The sequence below is a fragment of the Paenibacillus sp. JNUCC-31 genome (genome assembly GCF_014844075.1).
Taxonomy (GTDB): Bacteria; Bacillota; Bacilli; order Paenibacillales; family Paenibacillaceae; genus Paenibacillus.
Genome location: NZ_CP062165.1, coordinates 5,840,331 through 5,865,298 on the forward strand (window position 1 = coordinate 5,840,331; position 24,968 = coordinate 5,865,298).

At 47.6% G+C, this 24,968-nt stretch carries 24 protein-coding genes; 15 read left to right on the plus strand and 9 right to left on the minus strand.

What is annotated here, in order from left to right; translation table 11 throughout:
* Positions 1-103 precede the first annotated feature (103 nt).
* Complete coding sequence (locus JNUCC31_RS25805) at positions 104-1,315, minus strand: MFS transporter (RefSeq protein ID WP_192265906.1); 1,212 nt, start codon at positions 1,313-1,315, stop codon at positions 104-106.
* A 204-nt stretch (positions 1,316-1,519) separates the two neighbouring features.
* On the opposite strand from JNUCC31_RS25805, the gene hemE reads away from it, so the two are divergent.
* From hemE to JNUCC31_RS25835, 6 genes are all read left to right on the plus strand, one after another.
* Positions 1,520-2,584 (plus strand): uroporphyrinogen decarboxylase, encoded by a 1,065-nt coding sequence (gene hemE / locus JNUCC31_RS25810; protein ID WP_192265908.1) that lies wholly within the window; start codon positions 1,520-1,522, stop codon positions 2,582-2,584.
* Positions 2,577-3,527: a ferrochelatase gene (gene hemH, locus JNUCC31_RS25815; protein ID WP_192265910.1), complete on the plus strand. Its 951-nt coding sequence runs from the start codon at positions 2,577-2,579 to the stop codon at positions 3,525-3,527. Before hemE ends, hemH begins: the two co-directional genes overlap by 8 nt.
* Complete coding sequence (hemY, locus tag JNUCC31_RS25820) at positions 3,527-4,951, plus strand: protoporphyrinogen oxidase (protein WP_192265913.1); 1,425 nt, start codon at positions 3,527-3,529, stop codon at positions 4,949-4,951. The genes hemH and hemY overlap by 1 nt, the downstream gene beginning before the upstream one ends.
* 186 nt (positions 4,952-5,137) lie before the next feature.
* On the plus strand, positions 5,138-6,556 hold the full coding sequence (locus tag JNUCC31_RS25825; protein WP_192265915.1) for a CapA family protein: 1,419 nt from the start codon (positions 5,138-5,140) through the stop codon (positions 6,554-6,556).
* A 39-nt stretch (positions 6,557-6,595) separates the two neighbouring features.
* The gene (locus JNUCC31_RS25830; RefSeq protein WP_192265917.1) at positions 6,596-7,348 is read left to right on the plus strand and encodes a glycerophosphodiester phosphodiesterase; all 753 of its coding nucleotides are present in this window, start codon (positions 6,596-6,598) and stop codon (positions 7,346-7,348) included.
* Positions 7,349-7,453: 105 nt separating this feature from the next.
* Positions 7,454-8,086, plus strand: coding sequence for a fumarylacetoacetate hydrolase family protein (locus JNUCC31_RS25835; protein WP_192265919.1), 633 nt, complete (start codon positions 7,454-7,456; stop codon positions 8,084-8,086).
* A 112-nt stretch (positions 8,087-8,198) separates the two neighbouring features.
* Here JNUCC31_RS25835 and JNUCC31_RS25840 read toward each other — a convergent pair whose 3' ends face one another.
* Positions 8,199-8,606: a hypothetical protein gene (locus JNUCC31_RS25840; RefSeq protein ID WP_192265921.1), complete on the minus strand. Its 408-nt coding sequence runs from the start codon at positions 8,604-8,606 to the stop codon at positions 8,199-8,201.
* Between the two features lie 321 nt (positions 8,607-8,927).
* On the opposite strand from JNUCC31_RS25840, the gene JNUCC31_RS25845 reads away from it, so the two are divergent.
* The 8 genes from JNUCC31_RS25845 (at position 8,928) to JNUCC31_RS25880 (ending at position 17,287) form a co-directional block, all read left to right on the plus strand.
* Positions 8,928-9,485: a MarR family winged helix-turn-helix transcriptional regulator gene (locus JNUCC31_RS25845; RefSeq protein ID WP_192265922.1), complete on the plus strand. Its 558-nt coding sequence runs from the start codon at positions 8,928-8,930 to the stop codon at positions 9,483-9,485.
* Between the two features lie 47 nt (positions 9,486-9,532).
* A complete protein-coding gene (locus tag JNUCC31_RS25850) occupies positions 9,533-10,981 on the plus strand; it encodes an aryl-sulfate sulfotransferase (protein WP_192265923.1) in 1,449 nt (482 codons plus the stop codon).
* A 12-nt stretch (positions 10,982-10,993) separates the two neighbouring features.
* The gene (locus JNUCC31_RS25855) at positions 10,994-12,049 is read left to right on the plus strand and encodes an ABC transporter substrate-binding protein (protein ID WP_192265924.1); all 1,056 of its coding nucleotides are present in this window, start codon (positions 10,994-10,996) and stop codon (positions 12,047-12,049) included.
* Positions 12,050-12,077: 28 nt separating this feature from the next.
* Positions 12,078-12,854 (plus strand): ABC transporter ATP-binding protein, encoded by a 777-nt coding sequence (locus tag JNUCC31_RS25860; RefSeq protein ID WP_192265925.1) that lies wholly within the window; start codon positions 12,078-12,080, stop codon positions 12,852-12,854.
* A 53-nt stretch (positions 12,855-12,907) separates the two neighbouring features.
* Positions 12,908-13,645, plus strand: coding sequence for an ABC transporter permease (locus JNUCC31_RS25865; protein ID WP_416234461.1), 738 nt, complete (start codon positions 12,908-12,910; stop codon positions 13,643-13,645).
* 238 nt (positions 13,646-13,883) lie between these two features.
* Positions 13,884-14,693, plus strand: a complete 810-nt coding sequence (locus JNUCC31_RS25870; protein ID WP_192265927.1) for a DUF92 domain-containing protein — start codon at positions 13,884-13,886, stop codon at positions 14,691-14,693.
* A gap of 14 nt (positions 14,694-14,707) precedes the next feature.
* Positions 14,708-15,286, plus strand: a complete 579-nt coding sequence (locus tag JNUCC31_RS25875; RefSeq protein WP_192265928.1) for a TetR/AcrR family transcriptional regulator — start codon at positions 14,708-14,710, stop codon at positions 15,284-15,286.
* A 63-nt stretch (positions 15,287-15,349) separates the two neighbouring features.
* On the plus strand, positions 15,350-17,287 hold the full coding sequence (locus JNUCC31_RS25880; RefSeq protein WP_192265930.1) for an ABC-F family ATP-binding cassette domain-containing protein: 1,938 nt from the start codon (positions 15,350-15,352) through the stop codon (positions 17,285-17,287).
* 462 nt (positions 17,288-17,749) lie between these two features.
* On the opposite strand, the gene JNUCC31_RS25885 is transcribed toward JNUCC31_RS25880, so the two are convergent.
* The 5 genes from JNUCC31_RS25885 to JNUCC31_RS25905 all read right to left on the minus strand — a co-directional run bounded on the left by JNUCC31_RS25885 (position 17,750) and on the right by JNUCC31_RS25905 (position 21,843).
* Positions 17,750-18,790, minus strand: a complete 1,041-nt coding sequence (locus JNUCC31_RS25885; protein ID WP_192265932.1) for a M42 family metallopeptidase — start codon at positions 18,788-18,790, stop codon at positions 17,750-17,752.
* A gap of 119 nt (positions 18,791-18,909) precedes the next feature.
* Positions 18,910-19,293, minus strand: coding sequence for a LapA family protein (locus JNUCC31_RS25890; RefSeq protein ID WP_192265933.1), 384 nt, complete (start codon positions 19,291-19,293; stop codon positions 18,910-18,912).
* Between the two features lie 136 nt (positions 19,294-19,429).
* The gene (gene pepF, locus JNUCC31_RS25895) at positions 19,430-21,220 is read right to left on the minus strand and encodes an oligoendopeptidase F (protein ID WP_192265935.1); all 1,791 of its coding nucleotides are present in this window, start codon (positions 21,218-21,220) and stop codon (positions 19,430-19,432) included.
* A gap of 200 nt (positions 21,221-21,420) precedes the next feature.
* Positions 21,421-21,606 (minus strand): hypothetical protein, encoded by a 186-nt coding sequence (locus JNUCC31_RS25900; RefSeq protein ID WP_062322137.1) that lies wholly within the window; start codon positions 21,604-21,606, stop codon positions 21,421-21,423.
* A gap of 3 nt (positions 21,607-21,609) precedes the next feature.
* The gene (locus JNUCC31_RS25905; protein WP_017689395.1) at positions 21,610-21,843 is read right to left on the minus strand and encodes a hypothetical protein; all 234 of its coding nucleotides are present in this window, start codon (positions 21,841-21,843) and stop codon (positions 21,610-21,612) included.
* Positions 21,844-22,006: 163 nt separating this feature from the next.
* Between JNUCC31_RS25905 and JNUCC31_RS25910 the strand changes: the two genes are divergently transcribed.
* Positions 22,007-22,204: a cold shock domain-containing protein gene (locus JNUCC31_RS25910; RefSeq protein ID WP_017689394.1), complete on the plus strand. Its 198-nt coding sequence runs from the start codon at positions 22,007-22,009 to the stop codon at positions 22,202-22,204.
* 136 nt (positions 22,205-22,340) lie between these two features.
* Here JNUCC31_RS25910 and JNUCC31_RS25915 read toward each other — a convergent pair whose 3' ends face one another.
* Together JNUCC31_RS25915 and JNUCC31_RS25920 are read right to left on the minus strand one after the other, a co-directional pair.
* Positions 22,341-23,510 carry an MFS transporter gene (locus JNUCC31_RS25915; protein ID WP_192265937.1) on the minus strand — a complete coding sequence of 390 codons (1,170 nt, stop codon included), beginning with the start codon at positions 23,508-23,510 and terminating at the stop codon, positions 22,341-22,343.
* A gap of 35 nt (positions 23,511-23,545) precedes the next feature.
* Positions 23,546-24,886, minus strand: a complete 1,341-nt coding sequence (locus JNUCC31_RS25920) for a multi antimicrobial extrusion protein MatE (protein WP_192265940.1) — start codon at positions 24,884-24,886, stop codon at positions 23,546-23,548.
* Positions 24,887-24,968 lie beyond the last annotated feature (82 nt).

The following is a 24,968-nucleotide window of genomic DNA, read 5'->3' on the forward strand; positions in this document are numbered from 1 at the left end:
TTCACGTTGAGGTTTGAACAAATGAATGCCAAAAGCCGCTTCCATGCCTAATAGGCGTTGGAAGCGGCTTTTTTCTAAAAACAATATGATTTGAACCGAAGCGTCAGGATTCTCTGAGCAGAGGGGGCTTTTTGTACAGTTTGAGCCTAACCCACACCATGTTGAGCAGCAGCAGTCCACCAGAGACGATGAACAGTCCTTCGATGCCGATGAACCCGGCCATAAAGCCGCCGATTACGGCTCCAAGCATGTTACCGAGCGCGAGTGTGCTCGTGTTAAAGCTGAATGCCCGGCTAATCATGCTATCTGGCGTATAGGAGCGAATGAGCGCGTTGACACTCGGAAGCAGGCCTCCCATGAACACACCCATCATGAAACGGACGATGATGAGCTGCCATACTGTCTGCACGAAAGCTTGAGGTATAAGCATGAGCCCTGTTCCTATAAGAGAGAACGTTAGTACCTTGTGTGAACCTATCCTGTCACTGAGCTTCCCGAGAATCGGGGACATGGCCATGTTGGATAGTCCCGTGACAGCGCCGACAAGCCCTGCCCAGAAGGCCACATTGACATCCGAACCGTGTAATTTCTGTACATACAGCGGCAAGAGTGACATCGGACTGATCATGGCAAATTGCAGCAGGAATGTTACAGCGAACAACGCAGGCAATTGCGATGACTTGTTCAGCTCCTTCAGACCGGACAATACGGATTGTTCCGGCAGTTTGGCTGCTTCCTTACGGTCAAACTTCTCTCTAACCAGGAACATGGCGAGCATAGAAGCTGCGAAAATCAGTCCGCCTGTAATATAGAAGATAGGCCGGAAGCCGACCGCATCAGCGAGTAAGCCGCCAATCAATGGACCCAGAATCGTACCTGCAACCTGACCGGACTGGCTGATCCCCATGGCAAACCCCATACGATCTTTCGGTGTTGTGCCTGATATTAACGCTACGGCTGCCGGGTTGAACCCCGAAATTGTACCGTTGAGCAGGCGTAATAAAAGAAGCTGCCATGGGCTCTGTGCAAAACCCATTAGGGCGATAACAATCGCCATTCCGAATCCGGAACGCAGCAACATAATTTTTCGACCGTATTTGTCAGACAATTTGCCCCACAAGGGCTGGAACAAAAATGAGGTGAGGAAGTTGGCAGCAAATATAAATCCCGCCCAAATGCCAATCTCATGCTCACCGACCACGCCCAGATCCTTGGCAAGATAAAGGGACAAAAATGGGGTAATCATGGTCATGCCCGAGTTGACCAGAAATTGTCCAAACCAAAGCACAATGAGGTTTACTTTCCACGTTTTCAAAGTGCTTTCACTTCCTTTCCGATCGTTTCTGCAACGTTTGAAAAAAACACGATTCTTTCATTATAACATAATTGGCATATGGATGAGGGGATGTAAGGAATGTCATAGTATTGTCATTGGAACAGAACGACACGTGGTTGTTACCGCTCTTCAAAAAGGGCATAATGTTAATTATGAGTCCAAAAACTATTGGAGGCTTCTTACATGAGCTATAATGATCGTCTGATTCAAGCCAGCTTCAAACAGCAGGTGGACCGTGTTCCCGTGTGGTACATGCGTCAGGCTGGGCGTTATGATCCCGAATATCGCAAGATTAAGGAAAAGTATTCTTTGCTCGAAATTTGCCGTCAACCTGAGCTAGCAGCTGAAGTTACACTCATGCCGGTACGTAAACTCGGTGTGGATGCGGCTATTTTGTATTCCGATATTATGAATCCGGTTGCTTCTCTCGGTATTGATTTTGATATTGTCAAAAACATTGGACCGGTTATAGATAATCCAATTCGCACAGCAGCCGATGTGGATCGTTTGCGTCCGATTGATGTTGAAGGTGATCTTTCTCACATTCTGGAGACCATTCGAATTCTGGACAAGGAACTGGATGTACCGCTGATTACGTTTGCCGGTGCTCCTTTCACCATCGCCAGCTATTTGATAGAAGGCCGACCATCCAAAGGGTACATACGGACCAAAACGATGATGTACAGCGAGCCGGAAGTGTGGCATAGATTGATGCAGAAATTGGGCGATATGGTGATTACATATGTCCGTGCACACATTGCGAATGGCGGAAAGGCATTTCAACTGTTCGACAGCTGGGTAGGTGCGCTATCGCCAGACGACTTTAGAACGTATGTGTTGCCGACGATTACTCGTATCTTTACCGAATTATCGGATTTGAATGTACCGAAAATTTATTTTCCGGGTGTGGCTTCCGGTGAATTGCTGCCAACCTTGCATGATCTTCAAGCTGATGTGATTGGGCTCGATTGGAGAGTGTCGATCTCCGAGGGACGCAGACGATTGGGTGGGAAATTTGCCGTGCAAGGCAATCTGGACCCATATGTGCTGACTGCGCCGATGGATCTGATCAAGCAGCAGGCCAAAGTGATTATTGACGAAGGCATCAAGGAGCCGGGTTATATTTTTAATCTGGGGCATGGGTTATTTCCTGAAGCGTCCCTGGATAAATTGAGAGAACTTACGGCGTATATTCATGAATATTCTGCTGAAGCTTTGAAGACTGGGGTGACGGTTACTAATGACTGATACAGTAGGTGTACTGGTGATGTCGTATGGCACACCTAAGAACATGGAAAGTATTGAAGCGTACTACACACATATCCGGAGAGGCCGTCCGCCTGAGCCGGAACAACTGAAAGAACTGACTGACCGTTATGAGGCGATTGTTGGGGGGGTATTCCCTCTACGGGAAAACACGGATAATCAGGTTAAGGCTCTTCAGGAGACGTTAAACAGGGATGAACGTTCCAATGAGGTTGAATTCCGTTGTTATCAAGGGCTGAAGCATGCGTATCCGTTCATTGAGGATGGTGTGGAACAGATGGCGAAGGATGGAATTCAGACCGCAATAGGTATCGTGCTTGCACCGCATTTCTCCACAATGAGTGTAGGCAGCTACATCAAGCGTGCTCGCGAGAAAGCGGAAGAAATGGGTATTCAGATGTCCTTCATTGAGAGTTACCATTTGCATCCAAAATTGATTCAGGCTTTATCCACTCGTGTCAGTGCCAAATTGGATGAGTTCGAGGAAGCGGGAGCCAAACGCGGGGATGTACGAGTACTTTTCAGTGCACACAGTCTGCCAGCGCGGATTGTGGATATCGGTGATCCATATCCGCAGCAACTGCTGGAGACGTCGGAAGTTATTGCTTCCCGTCTAGGGATTACGAACTGGCAATTCACTTGGCAAAGTGCGGGGCGGACAGCGGAGCCATGGCTGGGTCCTGATATTCTGGACACGCTTCAGGATCTTGCTCGTGAACAGGTGGAAGATGTGCTTGTGGCACCGATTGGATTCGTATCGGATCATCTGGAAGTGCTCTATGATCTGGATATTGAAGCCAAAGCGATTGCCAAAGAGATCGACATGCGCCTCATGCGTATCGATTCTCTCAATAGCGATCCTCTTTACATGGAAACGTTAAGTGATGTCATCATTGGCCAATGGCAGCAAGGAACGGATGTATAATGGAAGACCCTAAACGTCGTGTCGTTGTTGTCGGCGGAGGTCTGACCGGCCTGAGCGCGGCATTTTATATTCGGAAGCACTACCGGGAAGCAGGGATTGAACCCGTAATTACCCTGGTTGAGAAAAGTTCTTCCATGGGTGGCATGATTGAGACGCTGCATCGGGATGGATTTGTTATTGAGAAAGGACCGGATTCTTTCCTTGCCCGCAAAACGGCGATGATTGACTTGGCTAAAGAGCTGGAAATGGATCATGAACTGGTCAGTCAGAATCCCGAATCCAAAAAAACATACATCATGCAGCGTGGCAAGTTACATCCCATGCCAGCAGGACTCGTTCTTGGTATTCCGACAGAGTTGAGACCGTTTCTGAGAAGCGGCCTTGTATCTCCGGCAGGCAAGCTGCGAGCATTAATGGATTTTGTCATTCCTCCACGTCGTACAACGGAGGATGAATCGCTCGGCTACATGATTGAACGCCGCCTTGGAGCGGAAGTGCTGGAAAACTTGACTGAGCCGTTGCTTGCGGGTATCTATGCAGGTGATATGCGCCGATTGAGTCTTCAGGCAACCTTTCCACAATTCGGGGAAGTGGAGCGGGATTACGGCAGTTTGATCCGTGGAATGATGACTGGCCGCAAACCAGCAGAGACCCATACGGGAACGAAGAGAAGTGCTTTTCTGAACTTCCGTCAAGGATTGCAGAGCCTGGTTCACGCGCTTGTTCATGAATTGCAGGATGTGGATCAACGACTGAATACTTCGGTGCAATCGCTGGAGGTTCTGTCTGGAGAACAGGCCAGATACAGGATTCAACTGAATAACGGAGAGCAACTTGAGGCGGATGATGTTGTCATTACGGTGCCTACGTATGTTGCATCCGAACTGCTGCAACCCCATGTGGACACAGCAGCTCTGGATGCAATCAATTACGTATCGGTAGCGAATGTGGTGCTTGCTTTTGAGAAAAAGGATATCGAACACGTATTTGACGGATCAGGTTTCCTCGTTCCACGCAAGGAAGGTCGCAATATTACGGCATGTACCTGGACATCAACCAAATGGCTGCATACCAGCCCGGATGACAAGGTGCTGCTGCGTTGCTATGTTGGCCGTTCGGGAGACGAACAAAATGTGGAGCTCCCGGATGATGTACTGACGGATCTGGTGCTTAAGGACTTGCGTGAAACGATGGGCGTAGAGGCAGTTCCGATCTTCTCGGAAATCACCCGGCTTCGCAAATCGATGCCGCAATATCCGGTAGGTCATCTGCAGCACATTGCAGCACTCCGAGAGGAACTGGGCAGCAAATTGCCGGGTGTATATATTGCTGGCGCTGGTTATGAAGGTGTTGGGTTGCCTGACTGTATTCGACAGGCGAAGGACATGTCGGTTCAAGCGACACAACGGATTATTGCACAATAATGAAGTACATGGCTGTCTCGATCGTAGAGTTTTTCTACAGGATAGACGGCCTTTTTTTCACCATAAAGCATAAAATTGGGAAGAAGTCGTACTCTTCAATATTTGCAGTTCAAAGGAATCATGGAAATCCAGAATATGCCTGATATATAATATGATGAGGATTGCCGTGAAGAAGAGGAGTTGCCTATGTATCCCCCAAGATCAAAACGAAGTGTGCAGAAGAAAAAAGAAAAACGCATTCGCAAACGCCGGATATGGATCATTAATCTGGTATTGATGGCAGCCATTGGACTCGTCGGTATCTACTATGCAGTAGGCATGCAGGAACAGCAGACGGACCCGGCGAACCAAGAAACGGTTGTGAGTCAAGAGCCCGTGAATGAAGATGATTCCAAAGGCGGAGACCAGCTTCACTCCCCTGACCCGAATTCGGAGCCAGACCATACTTCCGATGAAGATTCGAGCGGTTCTAATGAACAGCCAATCGGAAATTCCGATGATAAGTCGGATGTGAATACACCGGATGCAACAGGTTCTGAGACTACAGGGAAAACGGATTCAGGAACGAAAAAACCGGTAGAGAATGCGACTTCCTCCAGTACAAAGGAAAACGACGGTGCCGAAGCAGGGGCAACGAAACCATCGAAACCATCGGATTCTGCAAAGGATGTAACCATTAACTTTGTTGGGGATATCCAATTTTCGGGCAAAGTGGCCGAATTGTTGGATAAGAATGGGTATGACTATCCCTTTGCTAAGCTTGGCAACTTGTTCAAGGGAGACGATCTGACCATTGGAAACCTTGAAACCCCCGTAACCCTAGGTGGAACTGGTGCAACAGACAAAACCTATGTATACAAATCTTCGCCCAAAGCGCTCGCAGCGATGGCTTCAGCGGGTTTTGATGCTGTGAATCTAGCCAACAATCATATTCTAGATCAAGGTGTAGAAGGCTTGGTCGATACATTAACTTATCTTGAGGAATATGGCATAGCGCACGCAGGGGCGGGTATGAATAGGGGGGAGGCCTATGCACCTGCATATCTGGAACGCAAAGGCATGAAGATAGCACTGCTTGGATTCAGTCGGGTTGTGCCTGAAACAAGCTGGAAAGCGGAAGGGAATCGGGCAGGTGTTGCCGAGACCTACGATTCTACTGGAGCGGTAAAAGCAATTCAGGAAGCCCGTCAAAAGGCAGATCTGGTCATTGTTGTTGCACACTGGGGAGAGGAACGGGTCAGCACACCGAATAATGACCAGACCCGACTGGCACACGAATTTGTAGATGCTGGAGCCGATCTGGTCATAGGTGGGCATCCCCATGTCTTGCAAGGGGTAGAGTACTACAAAGGCAAATGGATTGCATATAGTACAGGCAACTTTATTTTCTCGAAATCAACGACAGAGGAAACATGGAAAACTGCGGTCTTTCAGGCGAGCTGTAGTAAGGATGCCAAATGCAGCATGAAGGTTATCCCTTATGAGGCAGGGTTGGGTCAGGCCATTCCCATGGTAGATCAAGCCAACAAACTTCTGCTGGAGCAGATGACGCAGCTCTCTCCAGGTATTCGTTTTGATGCGAACGGAATCGCATCGGCAAGTTAATATGCATTTTATTTATTTATTTATTTAGGAGGGGATGAAATGAACAATCTTTGTGTAGCACACCGCGGATTTTCGTCCATCGCACCAGAAAATACGATGGCTGCATTTTTGCTTGCTATGGAACAGCCTGAAGTTCAGTGGATGGAGCTGGATGTACAGTTATCACGTGATGGTGTTCCGGTAGTTATTCATGATTTTACTTTTGATCGGACTACTAATGGAAAAGGATTCGTTCGGGAGACGGACTGGTCAGATATACAGCAGCTGGATGCCGGTTCTTGGAAAGGAAAAGCCTATAAAGGCGAGCGAGTTCCCGCTCTTAGTGAAGTATTGGATCGTTGCTGTGGCAAAGTGCGTTTGAATATCGAACTGAAAACGCAAGGAGACATGTATCCTGGTCTGCCGGCAGCGGTCATTCATGAGGTAAGGAAGAGACATATGCAGCATGACGTGGTGATTACTTCCTTTGAACCTGCGGCTCTGGTGGAAGTCAAGAAGCTGGCTCCGGAGTTCAATACGGGCCTGATCATTGATGCACGGCCAGGTGATCTGGCAGCAGTACTGCGACAAATGAAATGCAGTTTTCTCTCCATCGGGTATACCAATGTGGACAAATCGCTGATGCGCGAGATGCGTAATGAAGGCATTCAGGTCATGGCCTGGACAGTGGATGACAAAACCATTATGAAACGGCTTGCGGCCATTGACCCGGAGCTGATGTTATGCACAAACCGGCCTGATGTATGGGAGCAGGCTTTCCAGGAAACGAGCAGTCGATTTTTCAGGCCCTAAACTCCAATTTTTTGCATAGCAGAAATATGATATGTACTTATATAATAAAAAGATGAACATGCTTCATATACGCTAATGAATTCGATAAAGGTGGTCGCAAAATCCATGCTGACAAACATTCGCAATGTATACTGTGTAGGACGGAATTATAAACTTCATGCAGAAGAATTGGGCAACGCCATTCCGGATGAACCGATGATCTTTATGAAGCCTTCTCATGCAGTGGTACCTTTGAACGGTGAAATGCTTCAATTGCCTGCTACAAAGGGCGAAGTTCATTATGAGGCTGAACTGGTCGTTCAAATCGGCCGAGGTTATGAGCCGGGTATGGCTGTGGATGAATTGGTTGGTTCGTATGCGTTCGGCATTGATTTTACATTACGTGATGTACAGACGGTCATCAAGAAAAAGGGCCATCCGTGGACAGCAGCCAAAGGGTTCAAGAACTCGGCTCCGGTTACTGCATTCCAGGCATTTCCGGGGGTAAAGGCACTTCTTGAGAAAGACTTTACACTCACCAAGAATGGTGCCGAAGTTCAACGGGGGAACATTCGTAACATGATCTTCAGCCTTCAGGACATTGTGGATTATGTAGGTGATCATTACGGTCTGGGCCCTGGAGATGTTATCTTCACAGGGACACCAGAAGGCGTTGGACCAACAGCTGCAGGAGATGTGCTCGAATTGGCTTGGGGTGGCGAATCCCTAAGTAAATGCACCATTGGGGCAGCACAATAAGCATTATACATCCAACCAACTTACAGTAAATATAAAATCGGCGAAGGGGCGTATGTACGCTCCTTTTTGCTATGTCGTCTTTGCAGCGAAATGACATGCCGCTGTGTGCAACTTACACCAAGGTGTAGGCTGCATTGGCGCTCTCCGTTACCAACTCTTCCAGTTCAGCGGTCTGTACTGCGTGTTGCTCCGGGCTGATACTTCCACTTGCGAGACGCTGGTCCAATTGCTCTCTAAGTTGCCTTACCTGTAGAGAGATGACCTCATTGATATCCACACCATTCTCCTCCGCAATCATTCTCAATGATTTTCCGACGTACAGCTCCTGAACCAAATCTTCCTCTGACGCTTGATTAAGAGCACTTAATAATTCGTCTCCACTTCCGTCCTTGGTATCTAAATTAACGATGGACCATTTAGCCAGAGGTATGGGAGAGATGGCCGATTTACCCCAGGCTGTCCCAGCGAAAGACATGGTGACCATCATCGTTCCTACGATCATTACGCGTTTCATGTTCATTTGTGCATCCTCATTTCATATGTCGTTCTGAGAATAGTGTAACCGGGAAAGCTGAAGTGAAACTTAAAACCAGATAAGTAATTCCAAACCACACTGGCATGGGCGGTAAAATAATATTTTAATTCATACTTGACAGGTTGGGTTAGTAGGTTATATGATGAACTCAATTATTTTAACACTCATTAAATGAACAGTGAAATAAATTGAACTGAAGCGAGCTGATTGGACCACCAAAGGCTCCCGGGACTACTCCACTATGGAATGTCCTCGGGAGCCTTTTTTTCGTATGGTTATGACGTTTCAGACGACAAGGAGGAAGGAATGAGCGATAGAGACTGGGAAGCGCTGGAGAAGACAGATTGGTTATTTCGCAAAATGGTCAGACGATTTGTAAAAGAACGAGATCGAATATCCGTGGAAGGCATAAGCCTGCCCGGTATGCTCATTCTGCACAAAATCATTCGTGAAGGGGAACAGCGTTTGGGGGATTTGGCTGAACAACTGGATTTCACTTCAGGTGCCATCACAGCCTTAACCGACAAGCTGGAGAAAAAGGGACTTACAATCCGCAGACGCAAGGAAGATGATCGGCGGACCGTTTTGCTGGACATTACTGCCAGTGGGCGGGAGATGTATGCTCGTAACAGCAATATCGGTGCCCGATGTATCACGCTTCTGTTTGAGGGTTTTACGACGGAGGAGCTGGAGCAGCAAAGCCAATTCTATGTGCGGGTATTAACGAATCTGGAGGGCTTCTCGGATACCCTGCTGGAATTGGCAGAGAACAACGGGAGTCAGGAACACGATCCTTCCGCAAAAAGAGACCTTGAACAGAAGCAAAGGGAGAATACCGGAACGAGCAATTATCTCAGTTATTAACGCTTCATCTGATAGTGAGCATAAACCACTTTAAGGAGAGATGATTAATGGGACACTCAACGATATATCCTACCGGGGCAACCCTATATAACCCGGATAAAGCTTGGGGCGGTTATACCGTCTATCAGGCAGGCGAAGAAGGCGTTGTGCTGATCGACATGAATGGCAAAGAGGTTCACCTGTGGAAAGGGCTGCTGGGCTTTCCGGCCAAAGTGTTCCCTGGCGGCTTTGTATTGGGCAGCACGGGCCGAAGAGATCCGAAGTTCGGTATCCAGGACAATGTCGATCTGGTTCAGGTGGATTGGGAAGGCAATATTGTATGGAAGTACAACAGCTACGAACACATTGAAGATCCGGGATATGATCCGCTGTGGTACGCACGCCAGCACCATGATTTCCAGCGGGAGGGCAATCCGGTCGGGTATTACGCTCCTGGGCTTGCACCGAAGACACAGGGCGGGAAGACTCTGATCCTCGCGCATAAAAATGTGAGCAATCCGTCCATTTCGGATAAGCCTTTGCTTGATGATGCGATTATAGAAGTCGACTGGGAGGGAAATGTATTATGGGAATGGCTGCCGAACGAGCACTTTGAGGAACTGGGATTCGATGAGGCAGCCCGTAATGTTCTGTTCCGTGACCCGAACACGCGCTCATTTGGACATCTTGGTGGTGGGGTGGGCGATTGGCTACATATTAATTCAGCTTCTTATGTTGGTCCAAACCATTTCTATGAAAATGGAGATGAGCGGTTCCATCCCGATAATGTGATCTGGGATGCCAGAGAAGCGAACATTATCGCAATAACGGATAGACAGAGCGGTAAAATTGTATGGAAACTGGGGCCAGATTATTCTTTGCCTGAAACGCAGCATATGGGGACCATTATAGGGCAGCACCATGCACATATTATTCCTCAGGGTTTGCCCGGAGAAGGGAATCTGTTGGTATTCGACAATGGAGGTTGGGCAGGTTACGGCCTTCCAAATCCCGCTTCTCCCTATGGATTGAAACATGCGGTGCGCGATCACTCTCGTGTGCTTGAGATTAATCCGGTGACCTTGGAAATGGTATGGCAGTATACATCGGCGGAAGCAGGTTTCTCTGTCCCCACCGATTCCTATAAGTTTTACAGCCCATACATCAGTTCGGCCCAGCGCCTGCCTAACGGAAACACGCTGATTACCGAGGGCTCCAACGGCAGATTGTTCGAAGTTACATCGGAGCATGAGCTGGTTTGGGAGTATGTCTCCCCTTATAAGGACGGACGGAATACCAATATGGTCTATCGTTCGTATCGCGTGCCTTATCACTGGGTGCCGCAGCTGGAGAAACCGCAGGAAGTTGCCATTGAAGCCATTGATATCTCTACCTACAGGGTGCCGGGAGCGGCTCCCAAAGGCTCTGTATCCGTTGTGACCGTCGAGGTAACACTGCCGTTTGTTGAAGGTGCTGCCTGTGTTGCCACGTCAGACGAAGGCAAGCAGGGCAGCTAAGAGCGAGGAACAATGAATAGAACGAATGGGGTGCATATTGTGAGAAAACCAGCCATCCGAACTGGTGCATTATTAACGCTCTTATCCATGATATTGATATTGTCGGGTTGCTCTTCAAACGGAACGGTATCCGAAGCAAAAGGCGCCTCCGGCAAAGATGCCAAAAACGTAAAAATTCGGATTGCAGATACAAGTACCAACCCAATGTTCAGGATCGCGATCGCCAAAGGTTTTTTTGAAAGCCGTGGTATTGATGCAGAAAGTGTTACGTTCGGCTCACCGGCTGAAGGTGTAAATGCGTTATTTATCAAGCAGGTGGATATTGCCTATGGGGCTGATTTTCCTGTATTGAACGCGTTGGCCAAAGGAGAATATTCCGTCATTGCATCCGCAGGTCAAGCGACAGATGAAGCAGCAGCTGCCTGGAAGCTGTATGCCAAAAACGAAATTCAGAGCGGAGCAGATTTGAAAGGCAAGAAAGTGAGCTTCATCCGAGGCACATTTATCCCCTATCTGTGGGATGAATATCTGAAAGATCAGGGATTGGTGCTGAGTGATGTGACCCAGGTTGGCCAGGGCGCTTTTGATGAGTCCTACATCGCACTGAAACAGGGGGAGCTGGACGCCACCTGGGTGATCGGGTCTGCTTTGACCGATAAATTCGATACGCTTGAAGGGGTGCATCAGTTAACCGATATGTCCCAGACGCCTGTACGCCTTGGTATGGGGCTTGTTGCAAGCAATGAATTCATTCAGGCGAACCCGGAAACGGTGAGTGCGTTCCTTGCAGGGCTGGATGAGGCTTCCGCTTATGCTCAGGCGCATCCCGAAGAAGTTGCAGACTTAATGTATAAGGAAACCAAGCAGCCCAAGGAGGCCACTTTGAAGGATCTGCCCATCAATCCATGGGAGGTCGGATTCACTCAGGCAGCCTATGACAGCTTGGCAGGGCAGAAGAAGTATATGGTAGAGAACGGGATCATTGAACAGGATTTTGATCTGGATAGCAAACTCAATCTGGGACCCCTTAAGCAGGTGCTTCCTGATAAAGTGACTTATACGCAATAATTTTTCCAAATGGATTGGAGGTATTCTTATGTCCTTACCCGCAGATCAGCATACCATTCGTATTGAGCAGCTTCGAAAAACGTACAATGCCCCAAGCCGTGGGGATGTGCACTATATTATCAAGGATGTCGATCTGGTCATCAAGGGAGGAGAATTCTTTGTTCTCCTTGGTCCCAGCGGCTGCGGCAAATCCACACTTCTGAATATGATAGCAGGTTTTATTTCCAAGTCGGGTGGACAGCTTAAGGTGGATAACAAGGAGATTGAAAGGCCAGGCAAGGATCGGGCAATGGTATTCCAGCAGGCAGACTCTTCTCTCTTCCCGTGGCTCACCGTCAGGGAGAATGTTGAATTTGGGCTTAGGATGTCCAACATGCCGAAGTCTCAGCGGCGTACGATTTCAGACCGGTATATCCAGCTTGTTGGACTGGGTGGTCATGAGGCCAAGTTTCCGAAGGAATTGTCGGGTGGTATGAAGCAGCGGGTTCAATTGGCCCGGGTACTCGCGAATGATTCGGCTATTTTGCTAATGGATGAACCATTCGGAGCGCTGGATGCCATGACCAGGCGGACGATGCAAAAAGAGCTGGTGAACATATGGCAGGAAACCCACAAGACCGTTATTTTTGTCACCCATGATATTCAGGAAGCATTGCTGCTGGGCGAGCGGATCGGGATTATGTCGGTAGGGCCTTCTTCCAATATAACGGATCTGTACCATAATACACTGCCTTACCCTAGGAATATTGCTTCATCGGAGTTCAATAACCTGTACAATCAAATTCAAAGCCACTTTGAAGAATAACTGAGGTGATTTGCAAGATGCGATGGTTGGAGAAAAAATGGGTGTCCATCCCGATGCTGTGGGTAACGGTTATTCTGATCTGGCAGCTCGGCGCCATTCTCTATGGACCTGATGTAATCCCAGGTCCTTGGGATACGGTCCAGGGAGCTCGAGAATTGATTGCTGACGGTACGCTGATGCAGTATATTGGAATCAGCTTCACTCGTGTGCTAGCGGGATGGGTACTCGGAAGCGTAATCGCCATTCCGATAGGACTCATCATCGGCAAGGTGCATCTGATTCGGTTGTTCGTTGAACCTTTCCTTAATTTTATCCGTTTTATCCCGCCGATTGCGTTTATTACTTTATTTCTGGTCTGGTTCGGCATTGGAGAACAGTCGAAGATTGCCCTCATCATGTATGCAACATTCTTCATTGTTGTGCTGAACACACTAACAGGTGTGCTCTCCATTGAAGAAGACAAAATCCGTTCGGCCCGCAGTATGGGGGCAAACGAATGGCAGATTTTGCTGCATGTGATTGTTCCGGCGACGACCCCTTATATTTTCACAGGTGTGCGATTGGCAATGGGTACGTCCTATATGGCCATTATCGGTGCAGAGATGATTGCTTCGAATGAAGGGGTAGGTTATCTGATTTGGAATTCCCGCTTATTCTTTCGGACGGATTGGATTTTTGTCGGCCTGATTTCTCTGGGCTTTATGGGATTTCTCACTGATCGGTTGTTTAACTGGTTTGGTCGCAGAGTTCTCCATCGTTATGCTGTAATTAGTAGTGCAAAACGGGTCTGAACGGGAGAGTAACCATGATAAATACCTGGGGTCATGCAGTAAAATGCGTGCCTGATTAATCCTAATTTGACGATTCAATTTAAACTTGATTTGGCAGCTTTTCACGTTGCCGAATCAGGTTTTTTGTTTGCTGAATTCAGGGGTTTCGGCATTGGGATCAAACCGTGGTATAATTAAAATTCAAAAATACAATAAAACGTCATGTGGGCCATTTATACTGCCACATGGAGGAGAACTTATGGACTGGATGATTGGCGCCGTATGCGCTTTTATTGTGGCGGGTGCTGCCTATGCGAAGAAGTCGTTAACTCTGTCTGGCTGTCTGGCAGCGATCTTCATGGGAACCATATATTACGGAGCGGGCAACCTGTTCTGGTTTGGAACACTGCTGTTGTTTTTCATTACCTCAACGCTGTTCTCCAAATTTCGCAAGGATCGCAAGCAGGAGCTTGAGAAATCGTATGCCAAGACAGGCAATCGTGATGCTGGACAAGTTATGGCTAACGGTGGAATCGGCATGTTTCTTGTTCTGGGGAACTGGATTCTTCCACACCCCGCCTGGATGTATGCTTTTATTGGTGTCATGGCTACCGTTACATCAGATACATGGGCGACCGAATGGGGGAGTCTCAGCCGCAAGCCGCCACGCTCTGTCGTGACGGGGAAGGTACTGACTCCAGGTACTTCTGGAGGAGTTTCTCTGCTTGGAACACTGGCTGCTGCAATAGGCGGAGCTTTGATAGGCGCGGGTGCGTTCTTATTTTCCTGGATTGCCGGGATCGGAGGTCTCGGTCTGCTCAGCTGGACGTGTGTCGGTCTTGTGGGCGGACTGGCTGGAGCTTTTGCCGATTCTTATCTGGGAGCAACGGTTCAGTATATGTATCGTTGCACGGTGTGCGGGCGCGAGGTTGAGGTAAGCGAACATTGTGGACATCCAACGGTCCGTTCACGTGGCTGGGCATGGATGAGTAATGACTTGGTGAACGTTCTCAGTTCGGTTATCGGTGGATGTTTGGCAATCGGTCTGGGGATCATTTTGGCGTTGTAGGGAGGGAGTGCATTTTGAGCACTGTGCACGGAGACAAATCGGAGGCTATTTTGGATGCGGCTTACGGTATTTTCGGTTCAAAAGGATTCTATGAAACGAAAATGTCCGATATTGCAGATGAAGCGGGCATTGCAAAAGGCACTATTTATTTATATTTTAAAAGCAAGGAACAATTATTTATCGCGGTTTCCATGCGGGACTGCAACAGTTTTATCAGCAGGCTTGACTATGCTCTGAAATCACATGAGAATACAGGAGATAAACTTGCCGCGATCGCCAAGACTCATCTTACGTATTATTATGAGCGCCGCAATCATACCAAGCTGTTTTTTATGGCCCCGAATAACGATCCGGATCTGATGAAATTCATGAAAGCATTTATGAACGAATATATGAGCATGGTGTGTGCGGTACTGCAAAGTGCAAATGTACCTGAGCCTGTGCTCTTGGCGGAAGCTTACATCGGAATTCTCGACCGGCTGAAGATGGATATCATGTTGAATCCGGAGTTTAACGAGGAAGATCTGAACAAACGAATTGCCTTTGCAGCAGCTCTGTTTCTGGACGGATGCCGTTCTTTTTTGCAAGTATAACCTGAATTTAGCAAGTGAAGCTTGATATTGAATTTCATTTTACAGAGAAGTAGGTAACGAGCAATGAACATAATGACGGTAGAGCAAGTTGCGAAAAGTTATGGTGAGAAAATATTGTTTAAAGATGCCTCATTCGGCATGGGCGACCAGGACAAGATTGGTGTCGTTGGAGTCAACGGAACCGGGAAGTCCACATTTTTGCGCGTCATTGCAGGCATGGAGCCACCGGATGAAGGGCAGATCTCGATTGGGAATGATGTACGCATACAGTTCCTGGCACAGAATCCGCAGTTTAACCCGGATAATACCGTACTGCAACAAGTTTTCGAGGGAGACAGCCTGGAGATGAAAACGGTACGTGAATATACGGAAACGATGGAGCTAATAGAGCTCAATCCTTCTGATCCTGCTTTGCAAGAGCGTTTGTTGCGTTTGAATCAGCAGATGGAGCAGCTTCAGGTTTGGCAGATGGAAAGTGAAGCGAAAAGCATTCTGTCCAAATTGGGCATCCGTCAATTCGATGCCTTGATGGGCACGTTGTCTGGTGGACAACGTAAACGTGTGGCGCTTGCCTCTGCACTGATTCATCCTTGCGAGCTGCTCATTCTGGATGAGCCTACGAACCATATCGATAATGATTCCGTGGTTTGGCTGGAACAATATTTGCAAAAACGGCGCGGCGCCCTGCTCATGATTACGCATGATCGTTATTTCCTGGATCGTGTAGCGAATGTGATGCTGGAGCTGGATCATGGCCGTTTATTCCGATATGAGGCTAACTATACCCGCTTTCTGGAATTGAAGGCTGAGCGGGAGGAACGTGAATCCGCATCGGAACAAAAGCGGCAAAACCTACTGCGTACAGAGCTTGCATGGATTCGTCGCGGTGCCAAAGCGCGGACAACGAAGCAAAAGGCGAGAATTGATCGCTTCGAACAATTGAAAGACCAACAGGGACCCAATCGCTCAGGCTCATTGGAAGTATCCGTCGGTTCCACTCGTTTGGGCAAAAAAATACTGGAGATCGAACATCTGTCCAAATCGGCGGATGGTCGTAAACTGATTGAAGATCTGAGTTACATTGCAGTACCGGGTGACCGCGTAGGCATTGTTGGTCCAAATGGCAGTGGTAAATCGACCTTGCTGCAGATGATCTCCGGGAAGCTTGAACCGGATTCAGGTGAGGTAGTTGTAGGTCCTACGGTTAACCTGGGTTACTTCACACAGGAACACCAGGAGATGAATGAATCTTTGCGGGTCATTGAATACATCAAGGAAGTGGCCGAGAATGTGAAAACGGCTGACGGTTCTCTCATTACGGCAGCACAAATGCTGGAACGTTTCCTTTTCACCCCTGCGTCACAGTGGACACCTATCTCCCGTCTGTCTGGTGGAGAGAAGCGTCGTCTGTATCTGCTGCGCGTATTGATGGCAGCGCCCAATGTGCTGCTGCTGGATGAGCCGACGAATGACTTGGACATCCAGACACTCGCTGTGCTCGAAGATTACCTGGATGATTTTCCGGGTGTGGTATTTGTCGTATCCCATGACCGCTACTTCCTCGACCGGACCGTGGATAAAGTGCTGTCTTTTGAAGGTGACGGTGTTGTACGCGTGCATGTTGGCGACTACAGCGAGTACGCGGAATGGATGCTGAAGAATGCACCAGGATCTTCTGCGGAGAATGATGCGGGTGGGGCAGCGACCAAGGCGAAGCCAGCTGCGGAGGAAAGCAAGCCTGCTGTATCAGCAGCCAAGCCGAAGCTGAAGTTCAGCTTCAAGGAACAGCGTGAATATGATCAGATCGATGAGAATATTGAGAAGGCCGAAGCCAATCTCGCCCGAATTAACAAAGAGATGGAAGAATCATTCAGCGATTCTGCCCGTCTGCAGGAGTTAATGGCGGAGCAGGCTGAGGCAGAGAGCCATCTGGAGGAACTGATGGAACGCTGGACCGTTTTGAATGAGCTCGCTGAACAGATTGAGAAAAGTAAGTCTTAACATATCCCAATGAATCGTCCTCTCTTCAAAAGTGACTTGTAGTTGCTTTTTGGGAGTAGGACGATTTTTTTGTGATGAAGTCAATGGATTTATAGAAACGAACGAGAAATGGAATGATCGGCTGGAAAGGCTGAATCAGGAGGGTAATTATGGATGTGGGAAGAGGTATCGTTCGAAAGATGCTGCATGTATTGAAAAATGAAATGAGTGAACACTAGGCACAGTTAGAGCTGTTGGAACGTAGGTATCGTGAATATGTTGAACGAGCGGATTGAGATATTTCAAAGAAAAAGGACACTTTCAGCGCACCGAAACGATGCTGCCAGAAGTGTCCTTTTTTTACTTGATAGTGATTAACTACACATGATTAGAGTCGGCATACCGAACAAGATCGTCATTACTACGTGAATCATTCATTCAAACGATGTATGGCCACATCACTCAGTTGACCGCATTCAAAATTTACTTGGTCGTAATATAAGCAGCAAGCAGTCTCGCTGTATTCAAGACGGCATCTTTATGCGTACGTTCCATGGAATGGGAAGCATGAACTCCTGGACCAATCAACGCTGCACGGATGTTATTTCCTCCACGCAATGCTGCGCTGCCATCGGAACCGTATTGGGGATAAATATCAACCACATATTCAAGGTTCGCTTGTTTGGCTAGTTCAATCAAACGGGTCGTCATGTCATAATCATATGGGCCGGAAGAATCTTTGGCACAGATGGAGACATCCGTTTCTTTACAGCTGAGGTCATCACCCATAGCGCCCATGTCTACAGCGATCAATTCGCTGATTTCTGCAGGAATATAAGAGGCGCCGTGTCCAACTTCTTCGTAGTTCGAGATGAGCAGCGAAACGTTATGCAGCGGTTTCCAGCCTTCCCGATGTGCAGATTCCAGAATACCGAACAGGGCAGCTACACTAGCCTTATCATCGAGATGACGCGATTTGATATATCCGCTAGGCGTAATGACCGCACGCGCATCGAAGGAAATAAAGTCCCCGACAGAGATACCCAGTTCCAGAACGTCTTCCTTGGATGAAACTACTTCATCAATGCGAACTTCCATATGGTTCTCACTTCGCTCAAACGTACGTGCATCCGGGTAGACGTGTACAGACGGATGAAGGGAGAGAATGGTGCCTGTATAGGTCTTTCCATCGCGTGTATGAATGATGCAATACTCATTCTCAATACTGTTCATCGTAAATCCACCAACAGAAGTCAGCTTTAATGTACCGTAAGACGTAATGGAACGCACCATGGCTCCCAGCGTGTCGACATGTGCGCTGAGTCCGATTGTTCTGGATGAATCCTGTCCGGGCAAGGTGAGTACAACTCCGCCTTTGTTGTTCAATTCACAAGTGATATTCAGTGATTCGGCTTCCTTGCGGATCATCTCGATAATATGGTGGGTATAACCGCTCGGACTGGGAGTATCCAGTAATTTTTTTAGAAAAGACAGGACATAAGATTCATCAATGGTAAAATTCATGCTGAAATTTCCTCCTCGTTAATATGAGTATGTAAAAAGGTGCTCAAAAAAAGGATAAAGCCTGCCTAGCGGAATGCACAAGTTCCATTCCTGATTGCCAGCAGGCTGCATCTGATGTATTACAACGTACCCTTCGGGTTACCTTTGCGCTGACTCTGAATGGAGTCTGGCTCTGCAGAAACGCTATCCGATTCGGTGGTTCCGAACGAATCCATCGTTTTAAAAGAGTCCAGCGAAGCGCTGTTTGTTGTGGAGCTTTCCAATTCGGATACACGTAATTTCAATTGCTTGTTCTCGCGTTGCAGACGATATTGGCGGAAGATGCCATAAGACCCTACAATGATTCCCCCGATTAGGGTACAGCCCAGAATCAGCAGGATCAGTGGGATTTGAACCGTATTGAACAGCAGGTTAACTTGTACGGAATCGACATTAATAACGGCAAAGATTCCCGTAAGCAGTGCAAAAACAAGACCCGCAATGAGAGCCCATTGCATTTTCATGGTGGTGCCTCCTTGTTGAACAATTCAGGACTATGTATGCAGTTACCCTAATTCAAAGGCCTTGCATCTTGCTTGATTATAAAATCCCTTGCCCGTTGGGGCAAGGGATTCAGGTCACATAGACGAAAAAGCAACCCTATTTGGTTAATTGTTCCATTTGCTCGATCAATTCCTTGAATACACTCATCGCTTCGCGAATGGGCTCTGGCGTCGACATATCCACTCCTGCTTTTTTCAGAATGTTGATGGAGTAGTCACTGCCACCGCTCTTGAGGAATCCAAGATAACGGTCCACAGCAGGTTGTCCCTCTTCCAGAATCTGCTTTGAGAAACTGGTCGCTGCCGAGAAGCCAGTCGCATATTTGTACACATAGAAGCTGTTATAGAAGTGGGGGATACGTGCCCATTCCATCTCGATGTCTTTGTCTACAACCATGCTGTCCCCATGGTATTTGACATTAAGGTCATAATAAATTTCGGAAAGCAGCTGTGGTGTCAGGGCCTCGCCTTGTTCAGCACGCTCATGAATGATTTTTTCGAATTCTGCAAACATGGTTTGACGGAATACGGTTGTACGGAACTGATCTGCATAATATGTGAGCAGGTACAGTTTTTCCTTAGGATCTGTTGATTTGTTGAGCAGATAATCCATCAGCAAAGCTTCATTGGTTGTGGATGCGACTTCTGCCAGGAAAATGGTGTACTGGGCATCACGATACGGAAGCGTAGTGTCCGAATAGTGGGAATGCAGAGCGTGACCCATTTCATGAGCCAGCGTAAACATGCTATTCAGGTTGTCTTTGTGATTCAGCAGGACATAAGGGTGCGTGCCATAGGCACCCCAGCTGTATGCGCCTGAACGTTTATTTTCATTTTCGTATACATCAATCCAGCGGTCATCATAACCTGCTTGCAGTGCATCTGCATAATCCTTGCCAAGCGGTTTCAAACCATCTTTAACGGTTTGTTTCGCTTCTTCGTAGGTGATATCCATTTTGTACTCATCCACCAGCGGGGCGAAAAGGTCATACATATGCAATTGGTCTACACCGAGCAATTTTTTGCGCAAGTCCATGTAACGGTGCAGCAGCGGAAGGCTCTCGTGAATGGTATCGACAAGATTGGTATAGACATCCTTTGGAATGTTATCTCCGTAGAGAGACATTTCCATGACAGAAGGGTATTTCCGAACATTGGCATAGAACATGTTTTTGGTTACATTGGCGTTCAGGGATGCAGCAATGGTGTTCTTCTGTTTGGCATACGTCTCGTATACCGCCTTGAAGGCACGTTCACGGACTTCACGATTCGGGTTTTCAAGAAATTGAATATAGCTGCCATGGGTGAGCTCAACTTCTTTACCCGTCTCATCCTTGATTTTGGGGAATTTGAGATCAGCATTGTTCAACATGCTAAAGATGGTCTGTGGTGCCTGGGACAGATTGCCCACCTGTGCAAGCAGCGCTTCTTCCGCCTGGCTCAGTACATGCGCCTTTTCCCGCTTCATCTCTTCCAGTGTGAATTTATAGGCAGAGAGTTTCTCGTTAGAAATAAGAGCGTCCAACTGGTCATCGGGAAGGGAAAGGATCTCAGGTGTGACATAGGAAAGGGCTTCACCGACCCGCACACTTAATTTTTGTGCTTTTTGGGACAGATTTTGATATGTAGGATTCGCTGTGTCTTCATCTTGATGCATCCTTGCGTACACAAAGAGGCGTTCGGTTTTGAGGCTGATCTCATCTTCGAGTTCGAAGCAGCTCTTAAGGGCCTCAGGTTTGTTTAATTTACCTTGAAATTCGGAGGCTTTCTTGGTCAAAGACGATACTTCTTCATATTCCTGATCCCAAGCTTTCTGATCAGCAAACAAATCTTCCAATTTCCAGGTTTGTTCAGTTGGTACCTCGGAACGTTTCAATAATTGACTCATGGGAATCCTCCTTTGATGAAGTGATGAATATATAGACGAAGCTGCCTTCGTCCCACTCGCTTGTGCGGAAAGGGACGAAGGAATCAGACTAAGTACCAGCAAAATGAACAGCGATTTTCGGTATTTCAAAGGTCCTCCTCCTCACTATACGAATAATCCCGTATAGTATGACCGGAGAAGCATTGAAATATTTGACGAAGCTAGGCTCCCATGTTGTACAGGAAGTAAACAATCAGGAAGAAAGCAAAACAAATCAGTAGGGTGGCGGTCAGAGCCATGCCCCGTCTCAGACGATCAGGGATGGAGTTGCGCCCCAAAATTAATGCAATTCCCAAGCAGAAGGCGAGAATGATGAAGATGACGACATTACTTGAATCAAGCTGCATCGATCAGACCCCTTTGAAGGCAGCCATCAGTTGACGCCATTCATCCTCACGGTTCTCAAAGTCAGCTTTCGGGAAGCGACGTTCAGCCCAGTGCATCAATGCAGGTCGACTGAGGAAGGTATGGCATTCCTCGCCCCATTCTTCGGATATTTCACGAAGCACAAGATATTTGCCTTGTACTTCAACGGTCATCATATTCCACTTGTCTGTTTTGTATATTTCATGTTTTTTTATCATAGGTAGTCTCCAAACTAACGGTTTTGGTAAAATGATACCGTACCCTACGATTCAAAGCAAATTTTTTCGGCTTTTAATGAAAAGATAAATTGCAAATTGGAAATTCATACAGTATAATGAGGGTATTCGCCATAGATGGCGATATTTTTAGGAGGTTGTTCATTTGAAAGGTACAGTTAAATGGTTTAACGCAGAAAAAGGCTATGGCTTTATTTCAGTTGAAGGCGGCGAGGACGTATTCGTACATTTCTCCGCAATCCAAGGCGACGGCTTTAAAACATTGGAAGAAGGTCAAGCGGTAGAATTCGAAATCACTGATGGAAACCGTGGTCCTCAAGCAGCTAACGTAAACAAATTGTAAGAATATTTCCGGTCAAACGGATTTCTTATAAATGATTGGCTTTCAGCTGAATATAAGAACCCAAGCACAGTCCCCATATGGGAGGCTGTGCTTTTTTTGATGGCATCCGTTCCAGGTTAATTTGTTTTTCAATCGACTAATTTCGATTCATCATGCCAGGCCAGAGCTTCATTGAAAATCCGACAAGGGCAGCAAGGCAGAAGGACATCGCCGTGAGATAAAACGTTTGTCTACCTGCGTGTTCGAGCAGCAATCCCCCCAGTGTTCCGCCGAGCAGACCAGAAACGCTGGACCATACAATGGTGAGTAAGGCCATTCCGGTAGCGCGGTAGTCATCCGGAACTAAGCGGGTGATATAGCGAACTGCAGTGACGTAGAAAATGCCGAATGTCACGCTGTGCATCGTTTGAATGGCAACAACGGCAGCAGGCGTATCCGAGATGGACATCAGCAATAATCGAATCGTATACATGAGGGCAGCGATAGCGAGTAAGGGAAGTTCCTTGTAGCGATTGCCGTATTTGCTGAGCAGCAAAAATACCGGGATTTCACTTACGGATGAAATTAGAAGTGACCAGCCGATCAGCCCTTCACTGGCCCCCAGCTCCTTAAGCGTTAGGGTAAGAAAGGCCTCGTTCATCCGATGCCCCAATGCAAGCAAAAAGACGCAACCAAAAAAGGTGAGCACATCCCTGCGCTTCAAAATCGCCCATAACCCCGAAAGGTCCATTTTACTACTGCTGTTCGAAGGTTGCTCTTTTAACTGAAGGCCGATCAGCAATGTCGTTGCAGCTAAGCCAATGCAGACCCACATGGTCCATCCCGGACCAAAAGAGCCAAGAAAATACCCGATGCTTAATGCAAAGAAAGCATATCCGATGGAGCCGAAAACCCGAATGGAAGTAAAGTTGCGGCCATACTTGTTCGCTGTAGTGATCGCCATCGTATCGGATAGTGGATACACCGGATAGTAGAAAAAGTAAAACAGGGTCACCAGCACAAAAACCTGACCAAACGTTGTGGCATTGGCGAGCATCACCCCAGTTATCAGTTGCCCGGCAAGCAGGATAATCATGACTTTGCGTACGGTTTTGTATCGGTCGCTGGCCATGCTCCAGAACATATTAGAAAATACGGAAACGAGAGGACCAATTCCGTACAGGTAACCGATCTCGGCCCGGCTGAATCCCAGATGACTAAAATAGAGCTGGAAATACGATACTACCAGAACAGTGGAACCGAAGATGGTGAACATGAGTGCCCGCAGCCAGGTTTGATCCGGCCGGGCGGTGTGACTTGATTTCATGATGAAAGACTCCATTCCTTGACAACGTTTAATTTTTATCCTTTGAGGGAAGATGATTTCCCGGATGAGGGTACAGACATCGTAGGCTCCTTCTGTGTGCGCCGGATGACAAGCCAGACAATGACAAGCTCGGCGAGCAGGCCGAGAGACTGAGCCACTGCACCGATCATACCATTCCACGCCGGGAAAATGCTGACCAAAATAAGCAAAACGATCACAGTACAGATCGCATTGGCGGTCTGGGAGCGAAACATCGTTTTGGTCTGTCCGCGCAGCAGAATCAGGCCGTTGCTGAAGTCAAGAAAAGGTGAAATCAGCGGAAACAATACAAAAGCACGCAGTGTCCACAAGCTTTGCTGTAGCAGATTACCCTGAACGCTCATTACATTTTCAAGAACCCACGGACCAAGTGGGGTGTAGGCAATGGATACGGTCATCGCAAAGGGGACAAACCCCGTTATTAGTGCAAACTTCTTCACGAGTTTGGCATCAATCAGATAGAAATTCAGTACGATCTGGTGGATGTATGTAAAAAAGCTTAACATCAGCTGCATCAGGCTGCTTGCCACGGCGAATGACGAAATGGCCAGAGCAATCCCGGTTGTTTTGCCAAGGACGATATTAATGACGGGTCCGATGAACAAAGCGACAAAACTGGATAATAGCAGGGGTTTATAAAAGCGAAAAACGTCTCCCTTATGTTCAACAGGATGATCCTCGAGCTTGGCTGGCATCTTGCGCTTGATACTGTTTCCTTCAAGAAAACTGACTAATGCCTCAATCATCATGCCGGCAGCAAAGATGATAGCGCCTACACGTCCACTGTCAATACTGTCAGTATAAATGAAATACAGGGACAGGCCGTACATGCCGGCAAGTCGGAATAACATGCCGATGGTCAGCCATTTGGTCCGATTATTCGTTATAATGATGCCTTGGTAAATATTGCGAATAACCGAAAAAATACTGACATACATCAGAATCTCGTAAACGTCAATCACTTTGGATAACAGATCAGGGCTTACACCAAACAAATATTTGAAAACACCTGTACCAACTGGAGAGTAAACGATGAGAAAACCGATCAGCAGCACACAGGCTAGAAATATTTTGGTCACAAATGTGAGGGCTTGAAAGGAAAGACGGTCCCGGACCAACGCCGAACAGGTCTGACGCAGCAGGGTGGAGGGGCGTTCCGTGAGAGTCAGCAGGCTACCAGCGATGGCATAACTGGCGATTACCGTCTCCGGATGAGCGGAACGTGCGAGCGTGCTGTTAATGATAACGTGAGAAATGGTGACGAGAGAGGCGGAAATGCCAAGCGGCACAAAAAAAGAAAATAACCGTCTCCACGAAAGTGATTCACTTGACGACATGTCAACGACTCCTTTGATGGACGAAATAAGATGCCCGCCAGCAACTGAATGCCGACGGGTCCGCGAGCGATCCGATTCTTTT